The 22,662-nt window shown below is 39.8% G+C and carries 24 protein-coding genes; 20 read left to right on the forward strand and 4 right to left on the reverse strand.

All coding sequences use genetic code 11. The annotated features are described in order from the left end of the window. The first annotated feature begins 20 nt into the window (after positions 1-20). The 6 genes from ACKWCF_RS03655 (at position 21) to ACKWCF_RS03680 (ending at position 5,088) form a co-directional block, all read left to right on the forward strand. Positions 21-323, forward strand: a complete 303-nt coding sequence (locus ACKWCF_RS03655) for a hypothetical protein (protein WP_409479340.1) — start codon at positions 21-23, stop codon at positions 321-323. A gap of 1 nt (position 324) precedes the next feature. Further along, positions 325-1,152 carry a nitrilase-related carbon-nitrogen hydrolase gene (locus ACKWCF_RS03660; protein ID WP_409479341.1) on the forward strand — a complete coding sequence of 276 codons (828 nt, stop codon included), beginning with the start codon at positions 325-327 and terminating at the stop codon, positions 1,150-1,152. A 44-nt stretch (positions 1,153-1,196) separates the two neighbouring features. Next, positions 1,197-1,460, forward strand: a complete 264-nt coding sequence (locus ACKWCF_RS03665; protein WP_409479342.1) for a hypothetical protein — start codon at positions 1,197-1,199, stop codon at positions 1,458-1,460. Positions 1,461-1,462: 2 nt separating this feature from the next. Next, complete coding sequence (locus tag ACKWCF_RS03670) at positions 1,463-3,196, forward strand: 4Fe-4S dicluster domain-containing protein (protein WP_409479343.1); 1,734 nt, start codon at positions 1,463-1,465, stop codon at positions 3,194-3,196. Between the two features lie 195 nt (positions 3,197-3,391). Next, complete coding sequence (locus ACKWCF_RS03675) at positions 3,392-4,582, forward strand: class I SAM-dependent RNA methyltransferase (RefSeq protein WP_409479344.1); 1,191 nt, start codon at positions 3,392-3,394, stop codon at positions 4,580-4,582. A gap of 176 nt (positions 4,583-4,758) precedes the next feature. Then, the gene (locus ACKWCF_RS03680) at positions 4,759-5,088 is read left to right on the forward strand and encodes a hypothetical protein (RefSeq protein ID WP_409479345.1); all 330 of its coding nucleotides are present in this window, start codon (positions 4,759-4,761) and stop codon (positions 5,086-5,088) included. A 59-nt stretch (positions 5,089-5,147) separates the two neighbouring features. Here ACKWCF_RS03680 and ACKWCF_RS03685 read toward each other — a convergent pair whose 3' ends face one another. After that, positions 5,148-5,648, reverse strand: coding sequence for a hypothetical protein (locus ACKWCF_RS03685; protein WP_409479346.1), 501 nt, complete (start codon positions 5,646-5,648; stop codon positions 5,148-5,150). Between the two features lie 168 nt (positions 5,649-5,816). On the opposite strand from ACKWCF_RS03685, the gene ACKWCF_RS03690 reads away from it, so the two are divergent. Then, positions 5,817-6,590, forward strand: coding sequence for a DUF4423 domain-containing protein (locus ACKWCF_RS03690; RefSeq protein WP_409479347.1), 774 nt, complete (start codon positions 5,817-5,819; stop codon positions 6,588-6,590). Then, positions 6,587-7,585, forward strand: a complete 999-nt coding sequence (locus ACKWCF_RS03695) for a hypothetical protein (RefSeq protein ID WP_409479348.1) — start codon at positions 6,587-6,589, stop codon at positions 7,583-7,585. Before ACKWCF_RS03690 ends, ACKWCF_RS03695 begins: the two co-directional genes overlap by 4 nt. 169 nt (positions 7,586-7,754) lie before the next feature. Here the strand turns inward: ACKWCF_RS03695 and ACKWCF_RS03700 are convergent, their stop codons facing one another. Both ACKWCF_RS03700 and lpxD read right to left on the reverse strand, forming a co-directional pair. Continuing rightward, positions 7,755-8,126, reverse strand: coding sequence for a hypothetical protein (locus ACKWCF_RS03700; RefSeq protein WP_409479349.1), 372 nt, complete (start codon positions 8,124-8,126; stop codon positions 7,755-7,757). 21 nt (positions 8,127-8,147) lie between these two features. Next, the gene (gene lpxD / locus ACKWCF_RS03705) at positions 8,148-9,212 is read right to left on the reverse strand and encodes a UDP-3-O-(3-hydroxymyristoyl)glucosamine N-acyltransferase (RefSeq protein WP_409479350.1); all 1,065 of its coding nucleotides are present in this window, start codon (positions 9,210-9,212) and stop codon (positions 8,148-8,150) included. A gap of 121 nt (positions 9,213-9,333) precedes the next feature. Here lpxD and ACKWCF_RS03710 point away from each other — a divergent pair, with 121 nt between their 5' ends. From ACKWCF_RS03710 to ACKWCF_RS03750, 9 genes are all read left to right on the forward strand, one after another. Further along, entirely contained in the window at positions 9,334-9,918 is a 585-nt protein-coding gene (locus tag ACKWCF_RS03710; protein WP_409479351.1) for a hypothetical protein, read from the forward strand. Between the two features lie 12 nt (positions 9,919-9,930). Continuing rightward, complete coding sequence (gene infA / locus ACKWCF_RS03715) at positions 9,931-10,152, forward strand: translation initiation factor IF-1 (RefSeq protein WP_409479352.1); 222 nt, start codon at positions 9,931-9,933, stop codon at positions 10,150-10,152. 69 nt (positions 10,153-10,221) lie between these two features. Continuing rightward, the gene (locus ACKWCF_RS03720) at positions 10,222-12,621 is read left to right on the forward strand and encodes a helix-hairpin-helix domain-containing protein (RefSeq protein WP_409479353.1); all 2,400 of its coding nucleotides are present in this window, start codon (positions 10,222-10,224) and stop codon (positions 12,619-12,621) included. A 213-nt stretch (positions 12,622-12,834) separates the two neighbouring features. Next, a complete protein-coding gene (locus tag ACKWCF_RS03725) occupies positions 12,835-13,446 on the forward strand; it encodes a histidine phosphatase family protein (protein ID WP_409479354.1) in 612 nt (203 codons plus the stop codon). Positions 13,447-13,488: 42 nt separating this feature from the next. Continuing rightward, on the forward strand, positions 13,489-15,306 hold the full coding sequence (locus ACKWCF_RS03730) for a 3-oxoacyl-[acyl-carrier-protein] synthase III C-terminal domain-containing protein (protein WP_409479355.1): 1,818 nt from the start codon (positions 13,489-13,491) through the stop codon (positions 15,304-15,306). After that, complete coding sequence (locus ACKWCF_RS03735) at positions 15,306-16,199, forward strand: DUF6999 family protein (protein ID WP_409480244.1); 894 nt, start codon at positions 15,306-15,308, stop codon at positions 16,197-16,199. The genes ACKWCF_RS03730 and ACKWCF_RS03735 overlap by 1 nt, the downstream gene beginning before the upstream one ends. A 210-nt stretch (positions 16,200-16,409) precedes the next feature. After that, positions 16,410-16,913 (forward strand): sterol desaturase family protein, encoded by a 504-nt coding sequence (locus ACKWCF_RS03740; RefSeq protein ID WP_409479356.1) that lies wholly within the window; start codon positions 16,410-16,412, stop codon positions 16,911-16,913. 103 nt (positions 16,914-17,016) lie between these two features. Continuing rightward, positions 17,017-18,906 carry a phospholipase D-like domain-containing protein gene (locus ACKWCF_RS03745; protein WP_409479357.1) on the forward strand — a complete coding sequence of 630 codons (1,890 nt, stop codon included), beginning with the start codon at positions 17,017-17,019 and terminating at the stop codon, positions 18,904-18,906. After that, positions 18,893-19,633 carry a sterol desaturase family protein gene (locus ACKWCF_RS03750; protein ID WP_409479358.1) on the forward strand — a complete coding sequence of 247 codons (741 nt, stop codon included), beginning with the start codon at positions 18,893-18,895 and terminating at the stop codon, positions 19,631-19,633. Before ACKWCF_RS03745 ends, ACKWCF_RS03750 begins: the two co-directional genes overlap by 14 nt. 60 nt (positions 19,634-19,693) lie before the next feature. Here ACKWCF_RS03750 and ACKWCF_RS03755 read toward each other — a convergent pair whose 3' ends face one another. Beyond that, entirely contained in the window at positions 19,694-19,840 is a 147-nt protein-coding gene (locus ACKWCF_RS03755) for a hypothetical protein (RefSeq protein ID WP_409479359.1), read from the reverse strand. 105 nt (positions 19,841-19,945) lie between these two features. Between ACKWCF_RS03755 and ACKWCF_RS03760 the strand changes: the two genes are divergently transcribed. The 3 genes from ACKWCF_RS03760 to ACKWCF_RS03770 are packed head-to-tail and all read left to right on the forward strand — an operon-like array spanning position 19,946 to position 22,658. Next, a complete protein-coding gene (locus ACKWCF_RS03760; RefSeq protein WP_409479360.1) occupies positions 19,946-20,623 on the forward strand; it encodes an ABC transporter ATP-binding protein in 678 nt (225 codons plus the stop codon). Next, on the forward strand, positions 20,620-21,939 hold the full coding sequence (locus ACKWCF_RS03765; RefSeq protein WP_409479361.1) for an ABC transporter permease: 1,320 nt from the start codon (positions 20,620-20,622) through the stop codon (positions 21,937-21,939). The genes ACKWCF_RS03760 and ACKWCF_RS03765 overlap by 4 nt, the downstream gene beginning before the upstream one ends. After that, on the forward strand, positions 21,936-22,658 hold the full coding sequence (locus ACKWCF_RS03770) for an outer membrane lipoprotein-sorting protein (RefSeq protein WP_409479362.1): 723 nt from the start codon (positions 21,936-21,938) through the stop codon (positions 22,656-22,658). Before ACKWCF_RS03765 ends, ACKWCF_RS03770 begins: the two co-directional genes overlap by 4 nt. Positions 22,659-22,662: the final 4 nt, after the last annotated feature.

Here is a 22,662-nt window from a genome sequence, read left to right on the forward strand (position 1 = left end):
TTAAATCGAAAATGATCCATATGCGTCATTTACTATTATTTTTCAGCTTATGGATGGCTTCTGTTGAGCTTTTAGCCGCAGATAAAGATAACATGTTCGTTGTTTGCGAACGCCAGCGCGAAGTTCGTTGGATTCGTGTCTTCTCGTCGAATGACGGTAAGTGCAAAACTGTCTACTCTAAAGAAGGTTATTCGCAAGTTGTAAGCTCTGCGACTTTCTATTCGAGTTGTGAATCTGTTCTTAATAATGTTAAAAAGAATGTCGAGGGTGGCGGTTTTAAATGCCACGAAGCCGTTCTAGCTAACGTTATTGAAATTAATTAATATGAAAATTACTCTGTTACAGTTAACTTCGTCTGACAATATCTCTAAAAACTTAGAGCAAATTTTAACTTTGATTGAACAACATCTGGCAAGGCAAACAGTGGGAAAGCGTACCCGTTTGTTTATTATGCCTGAAAATAGTTTATATTTTCGTGTGATCGAGGGCGAGCCGCTTCAGGCGTTAAAATTTGATTCACCAGAAATTCAGCGTCTACAAACTTTGTGTAATGAACAAAGTGTTGATCTGCATTTTACGACTCCGATGGAAGATAAAGGTAAAGTTTGGAATGCTTCGGTTTTATTAAGCCCGAATGAAGCTCCTAAAATTATTTATAAAAAAATTCATCTTTTTGATATTCAACTTGAAGGTCAAAAACCTATTCGTGAATCAGACTTTTTCACTCATGGAGATGAAGTGACGGGGTTTGAGATCGAGGGCATTCGCTTTGGTTCTTCGATTTGTTATGATCTTAGATTTTCAGAGTTATATCAGCAATTAGCCCGTAACAAGGTGGATGTGATTTTAGTTCCTGCGGCTTTCTTGGTGAAAACCGGGCAGGCGCACTGGGAAACGCTTTTGCGAGCACGTGCGATTGAATCCCAAGCCTATGTTCTGGCTGCGGGCCAAGTGGGTGAGCATAAAACCACACAGGCTGGTAAAACCGCTTCACGCTTTACTTATGGGCATACAATGGCTGTGGACCCTTGGGGCACAGTTGTCGAATGTAAAGCTGAAGGTGTGGGCTGTTTAGACATAGAAATAAGTTTAGATCTTGTGCGTTCGGTGCGTCGTCAGATCCCTATGAGTGATCACAGACGTCTTAAATAATTTTATTATTTCCTTTTCATTTAGAACTCTATAAAATTCAAGACATGAAAAAATCGACTTCTATCTCGAAGAAAAAGCCTTTAATGCGCGTGGTTCTACTTGTTTGTTTATCTTTGTTTGTCTTTGGTTTGGTGATGACAATTCATCAAGCGGCACAAGCAGCTGATTCAGATATGCAATTATTAGAAATCTATCGCGAGAAAAAATACAAAGGCGCTTTAGATGAAGAAGAGTTAAAAGTTTTAGCTGACATGCAAACGTCAGATTCAAAAAAGAAAAAATCTCAAGAATCTGAAGAGGGGTTTTAGTGATGGTTCATGATCATTTACCAGAAGGCGTAACTCGCGACACAATGGAAGTCGATGTACTTATCGTTGGTGGTGGTGCAGCCGGATTATCTTGTGCTTACAAAATTGCATCTGATATCGAAAAACATAATCAAGCTATCGCTGAAGGCAAAATCAATGCTGAGCCAATTCCTGAACAAATGATTGTTGTTCTTGAAAAAGCCACTGAAGTTGGCGCGCACAGTTTTTCAGGCGCGGTCTTAAAGCCAACAGCGCTTAAAGAATTAATTCCAAATTACATAGAGCTTGGTTGTCCGTTAGATTCAGAAGTGAAAAAAGATGCCGTTTATTACTTAGGTGATTCATCAGCATTTAAATTACCAATCGTTCCGCCTCCGTTTCACAATACGGGTAACTACATTGTTTCACTTTCTAAATTTAACCGTTGGTTAGCTCAGCAATGCGAATCTAAGGGTATTAATATCTTTCCAGGGTTCGCAGCTGTTGAAGCCTTATATGAAGGTGACCGTATCGTTGGTGTTCGCACAGGCGATAAAGGCCGTGATAAAGAAGGCAACCCTAAAGCTAACTTTGAGCCGGGTTTAATCTTAAAAGCAAAAACAACGATCTTTGCTGAAGGAACTCGTGGAAGTTTATTTAAACAAGTTTCTAAAAAATTAGATCTTCGCGCTGGTAAAAATCCAGAAGTGTTCGAAGAAGGCGTTAAAGAAGTTATTCAAATGCCTGCAGGCACTGTTGAAGCTGGGCAAGTTATTCACACGATGGGTTATCCGCTTAAAAAATCTATCGGTGGTACGTTCATCTACACAATCCCTGGGGATAAAATCATCTTAGGATTGGTGGCGTACTTAGATACGAATGACCCGTTACTTGATCCACACAAAGAATTGCAAAAATTAAAAACGCATCCGTTTATTGCGAATATGATTAAAGGCGGAAAAGTTGTGGCTTACGGTGGTAAGACACTTCCTGCCGGTGGCTGGTTCTCGATGCCGAAACTTTACGGTGATGGCTGGATGGTGTGTGGTGACTCGGCTTCTATGGTCGACGTGCAAAAACTTAAAGGTATTCACTTAGCTATGAAATCGGGTATGGCAGCTGCTGAAGCGGCTTTCGTAGCGATTCAAAAACAAGACTCATCACATGAAGTTTTAAAAGCTTACGAAGATAAAGTTCATGCTTCATACATTAAATCTGAATTATACCGCGTAAGAAACTTTCACCAAACTTTATCAATGGGTTTTGTGAAATCGTTACCGTTAATCGCTTTACAAGAGATTACGGGTGGTCGTGGTTTAGTGGATAATATGAAATGTCATGAGGACGCTGAAACAACAGCTTCGGTAAAAGAAGTCTGGGGTACAGATGACGCCTTAACGACAACGCCTGAAAACAAGCTACCAAAGACTGACGGCGTGTTAATGTTTGATAAATTAGGAAGCGTTTACTTAACAGGTACAAGCCATGATGAGGACTCTCCAAATCACTTAATTTTAGGGGATGCCAGCATCTGCCGTAATGTTTGTGAGCCGAAATATAAGTCGCCTTGCGTACAATTCTGCCCAGCTAGCGTATATGAGATGTTACCGTCGACTGTTGAGGCCGGTAAGTACGATTTACAAATTAATTATACGAACTGTATTCACTGTAAGACTTGTGATATTAAATGTCCTACAAAGAATATTGATTGGACAGTTCCCGAAGGCGGGGGCGGTCCGAAATACACGGAGACTTAGTCGGTAAAACGATATATATCCGTGTAGGAACAAAGGCGCTAATTTTAGCGCCTTTAATTTTTAGTAAGGGCTTTAACATGTTGGGGGCGCAATGCTCACACGAGGGAAGTTGAAGTTCGTGAAGGATAAAAGGAAATCCTTGGGTCTAAGGCGCTAAGCTGTTCCAGCGTCGTAAGCTCTAAAGTACAAGTACAAATGGCACGTTTTTTTGCTTCATGCCCAATCGGTATGGTCGATCTAGTAGAACAAGAATTAAAAGATATGGGATTAAAAACCGGCGATAAAACTATCGGTGGTGTTTTATTCGAATCAAACTGGGAAGGCTGTTACAAAGCGAATCTTCATTCTCGCTATGCAAGCCGCATCTTAAAACCATTATTAGATTTTAACGCTTACAACGGTGATGATATCTACAATCACGTTCGTAAGCATGATTTCACGAAATATATTTCTCCGGATCAAACTTTAACAATCGATGCCGTTGTTAAAGACTGTTCGATTCCAGACCAACGCTTTTTAGCGATGAAAACTAAAGATGCTATCGTTGACCAGTTCCGCGATAAATTCGGTAAACGTCCAGATGTAGCTAAAGATAACCCTTCAATGCGTATTCACATTAAAGGTTACAAAAATAAATACCACATGGCTTTAGATACGTCTGGTAACTCGTTATTCATGCGCGGTTACCGCACGATGACTGGTGAAGCTCCGTTAAAAGAAAACTTAGCAGCGGGCCTATTAGGCTTAACCGAGTGGGATCGTAAATCACCTTTGTTAGACGTATTCTGTGGTTCTGGTACAATCTTAATCGAAGCGGCGATGATGGCAGCTAATATGGCTCCAGGTATTCATCGTGAGCATTTTGGTTTTATGAACCTTGCTGATTACAATGAAGACACATGGTTAAAGGTGATCAACGAAGCTGAAGCGCAAGAAAAAGAATCTATCGATTTTAAATTGTATGGTTACGACCATGATAAAAAAGTTCTTCAGTTTGCTAAAGATAACGCCCGTAATGCAGGTGTTTCTAAATTTATCGAATTTAAACCAACATCAATCGCCATTGCAACACCACCAGTAGCTGGTGAAGAGAAAGCCGAAGTTAAAGGTACAATCATCTGTAATCCTCCGTACGGGGCTCGTATCGGTGATGAAGATAACTTAAAAGACGTGTACCGCGATTTAGGTTTTACATTAAAGAATCGCTTTCAGGGTTGGGATGCTTGGATTTTATCGGGCAGCAAAGACTTATTAGGTGAGATGAAATTAAAATCTACACGTAAGCATTATTTAATGAACGGCAATATCGAATGTCGTTTTTTAAAATATGAAATGTATCAGGGTTCAAAGCGCACACCGAAAGTGGCCGCGGCAACTGAACAATAATCGAAAATTACATTCAGTTAGAAAAAAGGCAGGGTTAAAAACTCTGCCTTTTTTATTTCAACTTGTTTTCAATTCGTTTTTAATGTGTTTTCATTTCAGATTTTGCGAGTGATTTTATTGTCGAAAAGCCTTTTTCAAATTTAGACTTCCTGAAAAATTTGAAAGAGGTTTTTCCTATGAAAAAATTTATGTTTGCAGCTGTGCTTTTGGCGGCGTCAGTAGCATCAGCTAATTTCTGTGCTCAATATCAGACTAAAGAGCGCTACAATAAGGCGATTAACACTTTAGCAGCCCACCGTCATGAAGGTGTGGCGCAGTTATGTGATCATGCAGGCTTATTGGGTGTTTATGTTGCGCCTACTCACTATGTTAAAAATGTGGGCGAAGATGCGATTGTGGTGCCATTAACGCGTGTTGAATTAATTTACTCTGAGTGGATCTGTCAGTACTTCGTTCAAGACGACAACCAATCAATGTACAAATCAAATTGTTATTCAACGTTCTAAAATAAAAAGGGCCGCGAGGGGCGGCCCTGTACTCAGTCACGGTATGTAAAAACCATTAATTACATACGGTCTTGATCTAATTCAATTTTAAGTTTTTCGAAACCTAAGTTAACGCCGAAACCTTTTGTAAACTGTAATGATAAGTTTACTGTGATAGCTGGGATATCAGTGTGAAGCGCAGCTAAAACACCTACGCCACGGATAACAGAAGCTTGGCCATGAGCTAATAAGTAGTTACCTAATAAGTCCTGAGGGTTGTTTGTGAATAAAGCGATGTTAGCTGCTGCGCCAACGAATGCTACTTTACCTAAAGCAACTTGTGGTCCGATGAAGTGAGACTTCGCTTTTAAAGTGATTGGGTAAGATTCAGTTACACCAGATGCGCTAACGCAACGTAAGTCACCTTTTGCAGCTAAGTGGTATTTGCCCACGATAACTTTAAGGCCTGATGCTTGACCTTTGAAAGTCATGTTACATGCCCATGCAGGGATATCTGCTTTTGCTTGAGATGTAAGACCTAATCCGAAAACCATTGCCATTGCTACTAATACTTGTTTCATAAAAAACCTCCTTAAGGTTTAGTGTTTGTTTTTGTTGAAACTAGAGATAATTACTTTTTTCTTTGCCGTCTAGAGGGGGTAAGTGCCTTACTGTTCCGATCTTTTAAGTCGGGACAGTATGTCCCGATTAGCTTGCGTTTTTTACACGCTAGGTCTATAACTCTAGTTATGAAAATGACAATTAAGAACTTTCTTATGCTGGAGTTAGCAAAGCGCCAGACGCGAAATTCGGCCTATTCGTTACGAGCTTTCGCTCGCGATTTAGGTATCGGCGTGACGACATTATCAGATGTATTAGCTGACAAGCGCAGTCTGTCTAAAACGAATTTAGAAAAAGTATCTGTTAAGCTGATGTTGTCTCCTATGGAGCTTGAGCAAGTATGGCTTGAGTACAAACAGAACTATCAAAAAGATTTAGAAGTCGATGAGCACACTCTGGTTGATGAAGACACATTCCGTCTAATCGGTGACTGGAAGCACCTAGCTATTTTAAATTTGGCCAAAATACCCTCGAATCAGGCGGGAAAGCCGAGCTGGATTGCGAAACGTTTAGGAACAACGACCGAAGAAGCGTCGGTGACGCTAGAGCGTTTACTCAGGCTAAAACTTGTTAAAAAACAAGAAAGTAAACTGGTGAGAACGTCTAAACCGATTGTAACGACGAATAATATTCCGTCGATGGCGATTCGTAAATATCATGCTGAAAATCTTTGGTTAGCCGAAAAATGTCTGCATGATGAACCAGTTACGCGGCGCCAATTTGTCTCTACGACGCTAGCTATTAACCCTGAAAATTTGCCACGAGCGACTGAATTAATGATTAAGACTCGAAATAAAATTGAAGCGATGTTAGAAGAGGGGCCAGTCTCTGAAGTTTATACGGTTTCTTTTCAAATGTTTCCGCTAACGAAACTTCAATCGACCAAGGGAGATAAAAAATGAAAACGACTTTAACTAAGCTTTTAGTTCTTTTCGTAGTGCTTGCAACTCAATCTGTATTTGCCGGTGGTGACCGCGTAAATAACGGTGGAGGCTTAGCCGAAAAAAATGTGATCTACGCTTACGAAAAATTAGAAAGCTACATCAAGCTTTGCTTGGTGTCTGACACTTGTAAGTTAAATCCAACACAGCAATTCATCTTACAAAAAATTTATGACGGATTGCCATCGGATAAAAATTCAACGCAATTATCTTTTTCTTCTGAAAGAGCTAATCCGGGAAGATTTATTATTGATGGAAATGTTCGTGTGGCTAAAACAGGAAGTTTACCGGGCAGCGCGATCATGATTAACGTTGATCTATTATATAATAAGAATCAAAACGGCAGTTACGAGGCGATGAGTATTCCTGAGGCTGTGGCTGTCTTGGTGCATGAGTTTGGTCACCATTACGGAAATTACTCTCATGAAGAGTTAGATTTGATTGGTGTGCGTGTTTCTTTATTATTACAATCGAATTTGATCTCTACACCGTTAGTACCATGGAGATCAGATATTTCTATGACGGTATTAAATCAAGATGCTTCGGGAGCATTTCCTGACGTTCTATTATATGTAGGTAATGATATTATTGATATCAGCCGTCAGTATAAAGCTGAGATTGAGTGCGTGGCTTTTAAAATCCCAATTCCGTTATTACCTTTACCTGATATTAAGTTAAATACAAAAACTCCAAAAGGTTCTATTTTTCACAATCTTCACTGGGACAAAATTAAAGATAGCGAAACAACATTAGATGTTCAGATTACAGGAAATGTATCAAACCGTTGCAAAGTAAAAAGTGATACCGAAATCCGTAATAACTCGGCCCAGTTATCAATTAAATTCCGCATGAATAAAAGCATCGACACCTGGATCTATGACCCACAATCACTAAGTCTGCGCCAATTCGAAGAGCAATGGTGGAAAATCATCAAACTACCAAACCTACCAAACTAAAAGCACAAGACTAAAAATATTTAGAAATAAAAAAGGCAGAGAAGAAACTCTGCCTTTTTTATTAGTGATAATCCTATAAGATAAACTTCGTCGAAGGCGAGGCCGACAAAAAGTCGGCCCTTTAGAATAAGGTCAGCCAGAGGCTGATCAAACAAAGAGCGCCCAAAGCCTAAGAAGGCTTATAAACACCAAAGTAAGCAGCAACAATAAAGATCGCCATCATCAAGAAATAAAGCGGCCAACCGATGGCGCCTTTTCTTTTAACTAAAGCGATGATTCCGCCCATGATTAACCAGATTGTTAGTTTTACGTAAATCCAGAATGGTAAACCTTGATCGTGCATGAAGCCCATGCGCGCGAGTAAGCCGAAACCGCTCACTAACATGAATAACATACCTACACCGTGAGTAACAAAAGCGAAGGTCTTCACTTTGCCGGCGATTTGGTGTCCGGTCCATGCTAGAACTAACATTCCTACTAAACCCGAGGTCAGTAAAAATATTCCTGTTAAGTGAAGCATTTTATAAATTTCGTATGGCATATGTATACCTCCTGCCGGTTGTTATTCTTCTAATCCTAAATGTTTTAGGATCTTTGCCACAGATCTGCGTATTCTAGGCAGACTTTGCTGTGACATCATAATCTTTAAATTTTCTTTTTGTTCCAGGTGAGGGTAGCCACCGTAGACGCCTGGCTTGTCGATGGAGCTGATAACACCAGTGCGCGCTGTAAGAACCACATTATCGGCCACTGTTAAGTGGCCTAAAACTCCGGCGCCACCAGCTGCGATAAATTGTTTTCCGATTTTAGTTGAACCCGCCACGATAAAGCCTGCGGTGATCAGAGCGTTTTCTCCGATTTCGCAGTTGTGGGCGATGTGAATGAAATTATCAAATTTTGAACCTTTGCGAATACGCGTCTCTGTTAAGGCTGCGCGGTCGATGGCGCATAAAGCTCCGAACTCGCAATTATCTTCGACAACCACGTTTCCGATTTGTGGAATTTTATGGTGATTGCCTTGTTTATCAGTTACGAATCCGAAACCATCAGAGCCAAATACGTTTTGCGGGCCGACGATACAGTTTTTGCCGATGTGACAGTTAAAACCTAAGAAAACTTGCGCAGATAAATGACTGCCTTCGCCAACAGAAGAGCCATTTTCTAGAACGGATTGGGCTCCAATAATACAGTTATCGCCGATCACGACGTTTTTTCCGATCACCGCAAAGGCTTCAACGATTACGTTTTTTCCTAAACGGGCTGACGGATCAATCGCCGCTTGGGGGTGAATTCCGATATTCATGGGTTTGTAGCCGTTAAAAAGTTTTAACACCTCGGCCATCGACATGTGAATATTTGTCGTTGTCCAAAGAGATTTACTTTTATCAAAGGCATTTTGAACCTGAGGGAGAAGTTTTTCTGGAATTACGTAGCCTAAAGCATTTTGTTTTAAGGCTTGTTGTAAAAGCTCGTCCGTTCCTGCGAAAACCAAGCTGGTAGCCGTTGCCGAAGTGGGCGGCGCCACCTGGGTAAATGTGCTTGTTTGCGATTGCACTAGTTTAAGTGAAGGACAAGAAGCGGTAATGGCCGAGGCTTCGACCGACATTTGGTTTACCTGTGAATTCATGACCCTAGAGTAATGCTTCGCAACAGAAAAGACAGCATTTTACTTGTCCGAGACATGGCGCAAGATATACATAAATAGTTGATTAAATAAATAAGACATTATTTTTCATGGAGATTGAGTAATGGCTAAAAAAGCAACTGCACCAAAAAAGGCAGCAAAACCTGTAGCAAAAGTAGCAGCAAAAAAACCGGCAGCCCCAGTAAAGAAGGCTCCTCCGGCTAAGCCTGCAGCGAAAGCTACGAAAGCCGCTCCTGCGAAAGCAGCAGCTCCTGCTAAGCCTGCAAAAGCTGCAGCCAAAGCCGATCCCGTGTCTAAGCCTGCCTTAATGACAAAAAAAGGATCTGAAAAAGCATCAGAAGCTTTAAATCCTAAAGATCAGGGCGATTTATTAATCGAAAAAGCCAAAGAAGAAATGGCTAATATCAACGCGGCAAAAGTTGCTGCGGAAAAAAACGCTAAAATTAAACCAATCAAAATTGAACGTGGAAATGCTGCTGACGAAAAAGCAAAATGGCAGGAGTTATTTAAACGTCACGGAAAAGATAAAGCGGCCGCTTACAAAATGACAGATAGTTTTGACGCTCTTAAGCCACTTCAACACAAAGTTTTAGGGTGGGGTTTTGTTTTAAGCAATGAAAATAACCGTCTCGAAGTTCTGTTTGAAAACGGAATAAAGATGTTGATTAGTAACTATAAGGCCTCTTAAGATATCTCCTGCATGGCAAAAGATGATTTAGTACAATTGGATGGAAAAGTAGTGGATGCTCTAGCTGGTGGCCTTTACAAGGTTGAGCTTGAGACCAATAAAGTAGTAGTTAACGCCAAACTTTGCGGAAAAATGCGTAGATTCAATATCCGTATCGTAGTTGGTGACCGTGTGAGTGTAGGAGTTTCTCCTTACGATCCAACTCACGGCTTAATCATGTATCGTCACAAATAATTCAAACAAGAATAACATTCTCACAAACTTACAGAATAATTACATAATAGATAGTCACAGAGGTTTTTTATGGATCAAATGTTAGGTCAGTATTTAACTCGTTTTGTTCCTGCTGTTCCTTTAAAATCTGCAGCTGCAGTTTTAGAATTAACAGCTGAGGGCGGAACAGTTCCGTTCATCGCTCGTTACCGTAAAGAAAAAACAGGTAACTTAGATGAAGTGCAAATTCGCGCAGTTATCGAAGCGAATGAAACTTACCAAGAAATCGTTAAACGTAAAGCTTTCTTAGTTAAAGAAATCGGCGAGCAAAAAAACTTAACGCCAGAATTAGAAAAGCGTATTGGTCTTTCTTGGGATCTTAACGAACTTGAAGAGATCTACAAACCATTCAAGAAAAAGAAAAAAACAAAAGCGACAGTAGCGCGCGATGCTGGTTTAGAGCCGTTAGCTAACTGGATCTGGGACATGGGTCATGGCACTGCAAAAGATGCTACGACTATGGAAGTGAAAGCGAAATCTTTCTTAAATCCAGATGCTAAGATTGTTACTTACGATGACGCTTTAAAAGGTGCTCAAGATATTATCGTTGAGAAAATCGCCAATGAAGCTTCTTTACGTGAAAAAGTTGTTCAGAATTATTTTGAAAAAGGTAAAGTTAGCGCGAAAGCAGCTAAAGGTCTTAAACCAAATTCAAAATATGAAATGTACACTAAAGACTACAGCGATTCAGTTAAGAATTTATTAGAAGAAAAAGCTTCTCACCGTTATATGGCTATGAAACGCGGTTGGGAAGAAGAAGAGTTAACTGTTGAGATCACGGCTGAAGACGACATCTTATTAATGATGTACGAAAAATTTGCGACGACGACCCCTGAAAACGCGATTGGTACTTACTTAAAAGAATCAGCTCGTTTAGCAATGAACGTTTACGTTGTTCCTTCTGTTAAAAATGAAGTGCACGCGAAATTAAAAGAAAAATCTGATGAACATGCGATTAAAGTTTTCTCTGAAAACGTGCGCAGAGTTTTATTAGGTTCACCGTTTGGACCACGTTGCGTACTTGGCGTTGACCCTGGTTTACGTACTGGTTGTAAGGTGGCTTTAGTTGATAAAGGTGGTAACTACGTTTCTCACACGGTGATGTATACGTTAGGTGACAACGCTGAACAAATGGCGAAAACACTTGTTAACGAAGTAACTAAGCAAATCAAAATCGAAGCGATTGCGGTTGGTAACGGTACTGCAGGTCGAGAGACAGAAATTTTCTTAAAGAAAGTTTTAAAAGACATCGGTAAAGCTGAAATTCCAGTTGTTATGGTGAATGAATCAGGTGCCTCTGTTTACTCGGCTTCTGAAGTGGCCCGTGCTGAATTTCCAGATTTAGATGTGACTGTGAAAGGCGCGATCTCGATCGCTCGTCGTTTACAAGATCCTTTAGCTGAATTAGTTAAAATCGATCCGAAATCTATCGGCGTTGGTCAGTACCAACATGACGTGAACCAATCCCAACTTAAAAAAGGCCTAGAGGCTGTGGTTGAGTCTTGCGTGAATAACGTAGGTGTTGATGTGAATACTGCATCATCTTCTTTATTATCTCACGTTTCTGGTATTGGTCCGGGTTTAGCGCAAGCTATCGTTGATCACAGAAAGAAAAATGGTCTTTTCACTGATCGTTCTGAATTAAATAAAGTTCCAAGATTCACAGCTAAAGTTTTCGAACAAGCAGCGGGTTTCTTAAGAATTTTAAATGGTAAAGTGTTCTTAGATTCTACAGGTATCCATCCAGAGCGTTACGGCGCTGTTCGTGATATGGCTACCGATCTAAATGTAAATATCAATGAGCTTGTTGGTGAAGGTGCAAAACAACTTGTGGCTTCTCGTACTAAATGGGCAAAAATCGTGGGTGAATTCACTTTCGATGACATTTACAAAGAGTTAGAAAAACCAGGTCGTGACCCTCGTGATCCGTATAAAGTATTTCAATTCAAAGAAGATATCTTTGAAGTTAAAGACTTAAAAGAAGGTATGATCTGCCCAGGTATCGTGACTAACGTTACTAACTTCGGTGCGTTCGTCGACATCGGTGTTCACCAAGATGGATTAGTGCATATTTCTGAACTTGCTCACAAGTTCGTTGAAGATCCACGTAAAGTTGTAAATCCAGGCGATCAAGTGACTGTTAAAGTTTTAAAAATTGATTTAGCGAAAAACCAAGTAGCTCTTACAATGAAACTTGAAGCAGCTCCTGAGCACAAATCTTTCCGTGATATGAAAGAAGGAAATGCTCAAGGTGCACGTCCACAAGGTGGAAACCGTCCTCAGGGTGATCGTAGTCCTCGTCCGCAAGGCGACCGTGGTCCGCGCCCTCAAGGTGGTGGCTTCGGTGGCGGTCAAAACCGTGATCAAGGTCCTCGCAACGGTGGATTTACAAATAATCCATTTGCGGCATTGTTAACGAACAAAAAATAATTTTAAATAGATTTATATAAATGGGCTGGATTTACTGGCCCTCAAGAAAAGGAAAAAGACCATGGCATTAAAAATCGGTGGCAAAAAAAAGAACACTAAAAACAAATCAGCTCGTCACAAAATGAAAAGAATCACTAAGAAAAAACGCATGATCAAAGCTAAGAAAAAGAAGTAGTTCTTTTTTAACGTGTCGAGAAAGGTTAGCAGGACGCTATGAAAACTAAAAATTTGTTTCTTATTCGACATGGTGAGACGGATTGGAATCGTGCTAAACGATTCCAAGGCCGTACTGATATTCCCCTGAATGAATTGGGGAGAGAGCAAGCTCTTGGCTTGTGTCCACGTATGACTGAATTAAAAATTGATTTAGTCATTTCAAGTTCGCTGATTCGCGCTTACGAAACAGCGCTGATCGCGATTCAAGATATCAAACTTCCTATTCAAAAAGATGATCGTCTGCAAGAAACCAATATCGGTGAAGCCGAAGGTTTAACTTACGAAGAAATGACCGAAAAATTTGGAGCAGGACATATCGAACGTTGGCGTTCGTATGAAGAGCGTGACCTAGACTTTAGATACCCGAACGGGGAGTCAAAAAGACAGATGATGGTCCGTGTTCGCGAGGCCGTTTTAGATATCGCGCAAAACAACCTGAATCAAAATATTGCGGTGTTTGCCCATGGTATGGTTATGCGTGCACTAACGTTCGCATTTCATCAAGGCGTCGAATGGGATTTGACACAATTTCACAATGGTTCCATCCATCATTTTGTATGGGATGACAAAAGACCAGAACACCTGAAATATATTGGTAAAGTGAATTAATAGTTTAAAATATTAGCAGTGTATTCCGTCTAAGGAGATCGTATGCCTGCGTATTTTAAGAATGTTTATTTGAATTCAACAGGATCGTTTTTACCAGGGCCCGCCGTCAACAATGACGAGATGGATGCTTACATTGGTTCGATCAATACACAATCAAGCCGCATAAAACGCAGAATCTTAGCTGAAAACGGAATTAAATCTCGTCACTATGGGATCGATAAAGAAGGTCGTACTCAGTTTTCATCTTCAGATATGGCGATTAAAGCCATCGAAAATACCTTAGAAAATACCGGCGTAAAAATGAATGATGTTCCGTTTTTAGCAACGGGAACTGTTGGAGCAGATTTAGCAGCTCCAGGTTTTGCCAATCTTGTGCAAGGACAGCTGCGAGCAGCACCGATGCAAACGATGAGCTTTAACGGCATCTGTGCTTCGGGCGTTGCTGCGATGAAAGCGGCAGCTTCGGTGGTTGAGCTTGGTGAGTTTAATCGTTCTGTGGCATTAGCTACGGAATTTCCATCACGTTTATTTAAAGCTTCGCGCTTTCAACAGATCGAAGAAAACTTAGATTTCGATTCGCATTTTTTACGTTGGATGTTGTCGGATGGATCGGGCGCGGTGTTATTTGAAAACAAACCGCGCGAAACGGGTGTTTCGTTAAAACTTAATTGGATTCATTTAAAATCTTTCAGCGGTGATTATCCGACATGTATGCAGATTGGTTCGCCGTGGAATGAGTCTAAAAAAAGTTATTTAGATTATTCGTCATTACAAGAAGCTGAAAAAGCGGGTTCATTCTTACTTCGCCAAGATATTCGTTTATTACCTAATTTATTCGACGTAGGAATCAGTGAATTTATTAACTTAGTTTTAAAAAATGAAATTGATCCAAATCATGTGGATCATTTCTTATGCCACTACTCTTCGGAAAGATTTTCTGGTGTAGTGAACACGTTAATGGATAAAGCGGGATTAAGAATTCCGTCGGAGAAATGGTTTTCTAATTTAACGACAAAGGGTAACACGGGTGCTGCTTCGATTTTCATCATGCTTGATGAGTTTATGAAAACGAAAAAGCCAAAAGCCGGCGAAAAGATTCTTTGTTTTATTCCTGAATCGGGCCGCTTTACGGTTTCATTTATGCTGTTTGAAGTTTTAGAAAATGGCAAAGCTCCACAAATTTCAAGACCGAAGTCAGAGCGTAAATTAGTTGAAAACTTATTATTAGAACTTGGTAGTGTTTGGCACAATTACCGTTCAAGCGTTTACCGCACTGAATTTGCGCATAAGATATTTAATAATGAATTTACTGTAGAGAATTACCAACAGTGGATGGAAAACTGGATTCCGCAAGTGCGTGAAGGTTCTAAATGGATGCGCACGGCGATTTCAAATCTTTCAAATAAGTTTGAAGGTATTCAAGAGCTGATTGAAGAGCATGCCGGTGAAGAACAATTCGACTTCAAAGTGCTCTATGCTGATTATCAAAACTCAGGTGGTAAAAAAGATATCGATGATCTAAAGCGTAACCCTGGCGGAGAAGCGCTTAATAAGTACATGTATGAGCGTGCAAATTCAGAAAATCCATTAGGCTTATTGGGCGGTATTTTTATTATCGAAGGAACGGGTCAGAAGATTATTCCGACAATGTTGCCGTTTTTAAAGAAAAGCTTAAATCTGCAAATGAATGTATTTAAGTTCTTAGAGTATCACGGTGAAAACGATGTGAAGCACTTAGAGCGTTGGGCGAATGCCGTTGAATTGGCATTAACTTTAGAGCCAAAAGCTTACGATGATATTTTAGCGACAGCGAAAAAAGTGGCTGAGCTTTACCATGCCCAGTGGGAGCAAGTTTTATGATGATGAAACCAGAAGACATGTTCGCAAACATGCAGCATGATCCGGATGATCCAAGTCCGTGGCATGCGCTGTATTTAGATCAAAGTACGCCGATTCGTCCTTCAGCTAAAACATTGTGGCTTACGAACTCGAGCTCAAATTCACGTCAATTTGTTCTGCCGTTTGCGCGTGTGTTTTCGAAAGTGCTGATTGTTATTTTTCAAGTGATTAAAGCTTTATCGCCGATTGACTGGCGTGCTTCGCGCTTATTACATCAACTTATTTACTGGGGTTTAAAATACTTCGTAAAAAAAGAAGCAAATTATCTGATTTTGCGCCACTTTTGGTTAGGTTCGGAGATTTTAGCTTTTGTCGGTGGAAATGTTCCAGGCGTAAAAGTTCCGATGAATCCTCTGCGTCCTAAAAATTTAGAAGATTTAAAAAATCACTTATTCTTAACTCATGATTTAAATCTTTTTAATTTCGTTATTAATTTAAATAAAGAACTACGTGAAAAAGGCCTTAAGATTAAACCTTTGGAAGCACCTGATTTTTCAATGCTGACAGAGGGTGAATTTGATATCGAGATGCCGAAAGACGGGTTTTTTAATTTTATCGATTTAGAAACGGCGATTGAATTATACACTCCGGTTTACCAGTTTTTCTTAACAGACAATGATTTCTGGCGTGCCACGAATTCGTTACAGTTAGATGAAACAATCGGTGTTTACGCGGCAACAATTTTAAATTCACACCAACATTTAGTTTTGGTGAACAACAAACATCCGCTGGTTTCTCTAATCACTTTAAGTGCAGGGTTTCGTTTAGTGCTTCATGGGCTATCAACTGAGATGGGGCATTGGTTTTTAGTGATGAAGAAACTTGAACAGCGCGAAAAAATGAAAAGCGCCTAAGTCATGAATCTAGAACAGTTAGTTTTAAGTCTTAACCACTGGCAATTCTTTTTGGTAAGCTTTGTGAGCTTTTCTGTTCTGTATTTTTCTTTTTGCAGCATTTCGTATTATTTATTTTGTGTAAAAAAATTATGGCCTAAGGTGCAAAATAAAGATTTTCGACCTGGCCAAATTAGGACTGAAATTAAAAGTTCGTTCTTATCTATTTTTATGTTTTCGCTTTTAGCTATTTTGCTCTGCGAAGGCTTAAAGCGCGGAATTTACAAATATAATTTTGAATTTACGTGGACAACTTTTTTAATTGAGGTTGTGGTGTTATTTTTTTGGAATGAAATTTACTTCTACACATTCCATCGTTTGTTTCACTTAAAATCGCTCTACAAATATCATGTTGATCATCATTACTCTTTTGTACCGTCACCATTTTCGGCCTACAGTTTTCATTGGACTGAAGGGGTGATTTTAGGAGCTGTAATGCCTGTAGTAATGCTTTTTCATGACTTTCAGTTTTATTCAATTATGGTGTTGCCAGCGATGAGCATTTCGATGAATGTCTTAGGGCATTCGAATGTCGATTTTTTTCCGCAGGCCAGCCAAAGTAGTTTATTAAGTTTTTCAAAACGCCATAGCCTGCACCATAAGATTCCGCATTCAAATTATGGCTTTTTCTTACCCTGGTTTGACCAGCTTTTTAAAACCGTAGCTAAAGATTAGCTCCGCAAAACAGGGCACCTGTTAAACTCTTAGACAGTCTTTTAGCGCCTAAACTAACGTGTCAAAACTCACTTTGGAACACGGATAGCAGCTTGATATTGTTATGAAAAAGAATAAACCACTCTCTGTTGCTTTAGCCGGTGTCCTTACTATCTCGATTTTAGCTCCTCACAAGGGCTTTTCCGCAGAAGAGGCCGCGCCCACTCCGTTCTTTGGCGTGGGGTACGTGGGGCAAATGTTTGAAGATATCGCTCATGAATTAAAGCTTAAATTCCAAGAGCTTGTAGCTAAGGTGAGTGGGGCTCACGAGGTGTTAGATATTCAGTTATTGCACCCGTCGGTTGTTAAAATTTTTGATCTTGATTTGGTGGACAGTGTTTTTTCAGATGTAAGTAACGATGTTGAATTCAGAATTAAAGAACTTGTTGCGATCTGGGCTTCAAAAGGTCATTTAATTAACCCAAGTGCACAGTTAGGTATTATTAAAAATGCGCATGGCCAAAGTGTGATTGTCGACTTAGCTGAAGCTGATCTTACAGCTGTTGAAAATGAAATTTTAAATTTATTAATCACACTTCACGGTGAAGGAAAATTAGTCCCATTTATTTCAACGCTGGTTGAGACCCTTAAAAAAGATGCTCATTTTGGTTCACTCGTTAAAGCCATTACGCCAGATGAAAAATTAATTCTATTATCAACAATTGATGCCACAATTACTTCAGCTCGTTCATTAAGAAAGTTTTCTACAGAGTCATGGACTAATCTTTCAAAAAAATTAGAGTTAAAATTAAACGGTTTTGAACAAGATGCGCAAAAACAAACGCGTTTATCTGACAGCAATTATTTTGCTGAATTGGCAGATGCAGCGAATGCTCAATTTTATCCAACACAAAATGCGAGATTGTTAATTGATGGCCCGGCTTCATTTGCTTTACGTGATTCAGCTATGGCTAACGCGAAAGAATCGATCAACATGCTTACTTGGGCTGTGTTAGACGATAAAACCGGACAAGAGTTAGCGGATCTTTTAATTGATAAAGCTAAAGAGGGTGTGAAAGTGCGTTTGATCGTAGATGGTCAAGTGAGCCACCGTGTTGGTTACAAAGAAAACGTCAAACGTATGCAAGAAAATGGTGTTTCAGTTGTTCGTTGGTATAATCCGAAGGCTACGTTTATGGGGCAGCACCGTAAGATTTTAATTGTCGATGAGTCATTAACGATCATGGGCGGGATGAACCCAGGCGATACTTATAGTCATAAAGCGGGTGAAGCTAAAAACTTCTGGCGTGATACGGACGTAGCCATCGAAGGTGAAACGGCAGAGCAAACACAGCGATTATTTACGACACTATGGAATAAACAAATTGATGACCAGGATCTAGCGTTAAAGAAAATCGTAAAAGTTAAAAAGCAAGTTTCTAGCAAGGTTGATGGCCGTGCGATGATTATTGAACATCAACCAACCAATGTAGATGACCAGCACGAAATTTTATTAGCCACGATGAAGACTATTCGTGGTGCGGAAAAAACTGTGGATATTGAAAATGCCTATGTGATCGTGTTTCCGGCGCTATTAAATGAAATCAAAGCTGCGGTTGATCGTGGCGTGCGCGTGCGTGTTTTAACTAATTCTATGGATAGCGTAGACGAACCTGTGGTGGCACTACCGATTACACGTTCAGCAAAAAAATTAGCTGATATCGGAGCTGAAGTTTATTTACGTAAAGGTAGTACGCTTCATTCTAAGTTTATGATCGTTGACCAGCGTTTATTCTTGATCGGAAGTTACAACTATCACCCTCGCTCTGAAAAAATGGAAGGCGAGTCAATTGCGTTATTTGATCATGCTCGTTTAGCGAAACAGGCCACGCAAGCTTTTGAAAAAGATATTTCACCGGAAAGCGCAACACGATTAGATAAATCAGTAGAATTGAATTTACCAATTAACAGTTCAACTTTATTACCTCTGAGAATGTTTTATGATCAGCTCTAATGACTTGTTGGTTTTTTTAGCCATCTTAGCTTTTGGAACGATTAAATACAGTACGATCATGGGGTCGGCGTACTATGTTTTTTGGATGCTTAAGCCATCTTGGTTAAGCATGTTTAAAAAAATCCAGGTGCAAGAGCGTGCTAAACCGCAAGTTAAGTTAGAAATGAAGTATTCAGCTTACACGCTGGTGATTCAGGCTTTGTGTTTTTTCTTCATCTATAAACTCAATGAACAAGGCATTGTGCATATCGTACCCGAGCAGCCCTTATGGAAAGATCTGGTGGCGCTGTTAATTTACGTGATGATCTATGATCCGTTCTTTTATTTTTTGCATAAGATTATGCACCAGAACCGTTGGTTATATCGCAATGTGCATGTGGTTCATCACAGATCGTTAAACCCAACACCTTGGGCGACGTATTCGTTTCATCCGATTGAAGCATTTGCGAATATGCTTTATTTCTTTCCGTTTTTCTTTTTAACCAGCGTGAGTGTGCCGATGTTAGCCGTGATTTTGATTTTAACTGATATGGCTAATCTGGCGGGGCATTTAGGTTACGAAGTGTTTTCTGAAAAGGTGCAGGATAGCTGGTGGGGGCGCTGGATCACAACGCCTACGCACCATAATATTCATCATCAAGTTTCAAGTTCTAATTTCGGTCTGTATTTTAATGGCTGGGATCTGTGGTTTAAAACCTTAAACGCCAAGGACAAGCGTAAGAAATAAAAAAAGCGCTCTTCAATCTAAGAGCGCTTAATAAAAGCTAATTATATAAGTGCTTTAGCACTAGTTCATGTACGTGACTAATGACTGAAAGCCGATTGTGGCTTTGGCCATAATAGCGCTTTGCTCTGCAGCAAGCTGCTTACCTAAGTAGATTACCGTAAATAAGCCAACATAAAATAAAAACAGTCTTTTTCTAAATTCAATCATGGGTCAGAAGATACTCTATTTAGGTCTGTTTGGGGTGAAAAAACACGAGCTGGATGAAAACAATAAATGGTTGTCAAAGGTGTAGACAGAGCAGACAATAGCTCTATGTCATCAGTCGTAGAAATCAGAAATATATCAAAGAGTTATAAGCTGGGCGAAACCCATGTCGATGCGATTAAAAATCTTTCTTTGGTTGTGACCAAAGGTGAATTTACCGCCCTTATTGGGGCTTCAGGTTCGGGTAAAACAACTTTACTGAATCTTATTGGCTGTTTAGACGGTGTTGATCGCGGTGATATCTTAATTGATGGTAAGAACGTTAGAGACTTAAATGAAAATCAGAAAAGTACTCTGCGTAATGAAAAAATTGGTTTTATCTTTCAGTCTTTCAATTTAGTTCCGGTATTAAATGTTTATGAAAACGTCGAGCTTCCGTTAACGATCAGAAAAGATGTTAAAGCTGAAGAAAGAAAAGCTAAAGTTGAAGCGGCACTAAAAGATGTCGGTTTAGCTGAATTTATGCATCATAGACCTGATCAGTTATCGGGTGGTCAACGTCAGCGTGTAGCGATTGCGCGTGCGCTGGTGACATCACCGGCTTTAATTTTAGCTGATGAGCCTACAGCGAACTTAGATTCTAAGACGGCGAATTTAATTATTGATTTGATGTTAGAGCTAAACCGCACAAGACATGTCACATTCTTTTTTTGCACGCATGATGAAAAATTAATGAGCCGTGTGCAAAAAATTGTAAAAATCAAAGACGGTCAGATCGAACAATGATTTGGAAATTTGCCTACAGAAATTTATTACGCAATAAACGCCGTTCGCTATCAACGGGTGTGGCGATTACTGTGGGCTTTGTCGGACTTAATCTTTTAGGTGCGTACATTTATCGTTCTAAAATGGCTTTAGATACCACTTCGGTGTATTCAGCGCAAAAAGGCCACGTCAGTATTTATAAAAAAGATGCGATTGAGCAATACCAGATTAAACCTAAAAAATACGTGTTCAGCGTTGAAGAGCAAGAGCAAGTTAAAAAAGCGATGGCTGATCTTGAATCGCAAATTGAATACACAGGTCAGCAGATTTCTGTACCGGGACTTTTTTCAAACGGCACAAAATCACATCCGGTGGTGATCTACGGGTTTGATCCGGTGGCCTATCAAAAATCTTTAACTCAGCCAATGTTGTTAGAGTGGGCGAAAGATTGGGTGCTGCCATCACAGCGTGAAAATGCGGACCTTTTTGTTCGTAATCCTGAGACAGTTTCGATCACGCCAAAGATTGCTGAGATTCTTTCGTTTAAATACCCGTTAAAAGATAACGACACAATTCAGATTGCCGCACGTTCATTAGACGGTGATTTAAACGCGATCAATGCCGAGCTTGGGGCTGAGCATACGACAGGCATGCAGTTTCTAGAAGATACAGTGGTTCTTATTCCTATTAAAAAAGTTCAAGAGTTATTAGCTACGGATGCTGTTGAGTCTATTTCGATTTATTTAAAGCCAGATGTTTCAATTGATAAATTTATCACACAGCTTAAAGAGAAACTATCAACTTTAGGTTACCCAACGGATGTTTACCGCTTTGATGCACCAGAGATCAATGCTCTTCATCAGGGAACAATGGGATTTCTGTACGTGATGGGTGGATTCTTTTTATTCTTAATTTGCACCGCTGTGAGTTTAACAATTATCAACTCATTAACGATGGGTATTATTGAACGCACGCGTGAAATCGGCACATTGCGTGCGGTGGGCTTTAAAAGTTTAGATGTGGTTAAGCTTTTTGTGCGCGAAAGTGTTTTGTTATCAGTGATTAGCATGGGCATTGGTGTTGTGATTTCATTTTTGGTTTCAAGTGCGGTGAATGCCGCTAATATTCGATTCTTTCCGCCAGGCGCTAGTGCCAAAATTCAGTTTGTTTTAAAATGGAATCTTTATATCGCAAGCTTTGTGTTCGTTCTTTTATTTACGATTTCAGTTTTATCGTCGTTTTTTGTGATCAAAAACAAATTACGTACAAAATTAATTGCTTTACTTAATGATAGTTCAACTTTCGGTGATGACACCGAAGATGGAGACGATGCGTGAAATTTTTAATTCTTTTATTAGCTATTCCTTTTTATGCAAAAGCTGATCTTGCCTCAGACTTATTAAAAGCTTCAGACCGGGCCCGTGGAAGCGTTAAAGATGGCGTGCAGTGGAATGCCGTGATTGCAACAGAGGAAAATGGCGAAAGTAGCACGCGTGAATTTAACATTAAAGCTAAAGGTGATGATGCTTATGTTGAAGCGACAAAGCCAGCAAAGAACAAAGGCGAAGTTTATATCTTTAATGACCGCAATATGTGGTTTTTTAAACCGTCTTTAAAAAAGCCAGTTTCAATTTCAGCTCGTCAAAAGTTAACAGGTCAAGCAGCGAACGGTGATATTGCTTCGACTCACTACGCGCGTGATTATTCAGCGGTGATCGAAAAGACCGAAAACTTAAACGGCGAAAAAATGCATGTTTTAATGTTAACGGCGAAGTCTAAAAATTTAACTTACGATAAAATTCGTTATTGGATCAGCGATAAAACAAAGCTAGCGATGAAAGCCGAATTTTTAACATTACAAGGTAAACCGTTCAAAGTAGGCCTGTTAAAATACGGTAATACTTTAACAGCGGGCGGAGAAACATTTCCGTTTATCAGTGAATTAGCTATCGCAGATGCTAAATTTCAAAATAACAAAAGTACGATCACTTACAAAGCTCCTAAAGTGACTCAGGTTTCGAATTCTATTTTTAATGTGAATAATTTAACGAGATAGTAGA

Source organism: Pseudobdellovibrio sp. HCB154 (assembly GCF_046267985.1).
Classification (GTDB): Bacteria; Bdellovibrionota; Bdellovibrionia; order Bdellovibrionales; family Bdellovibrionaceae; genus Pseudobdellovibrio.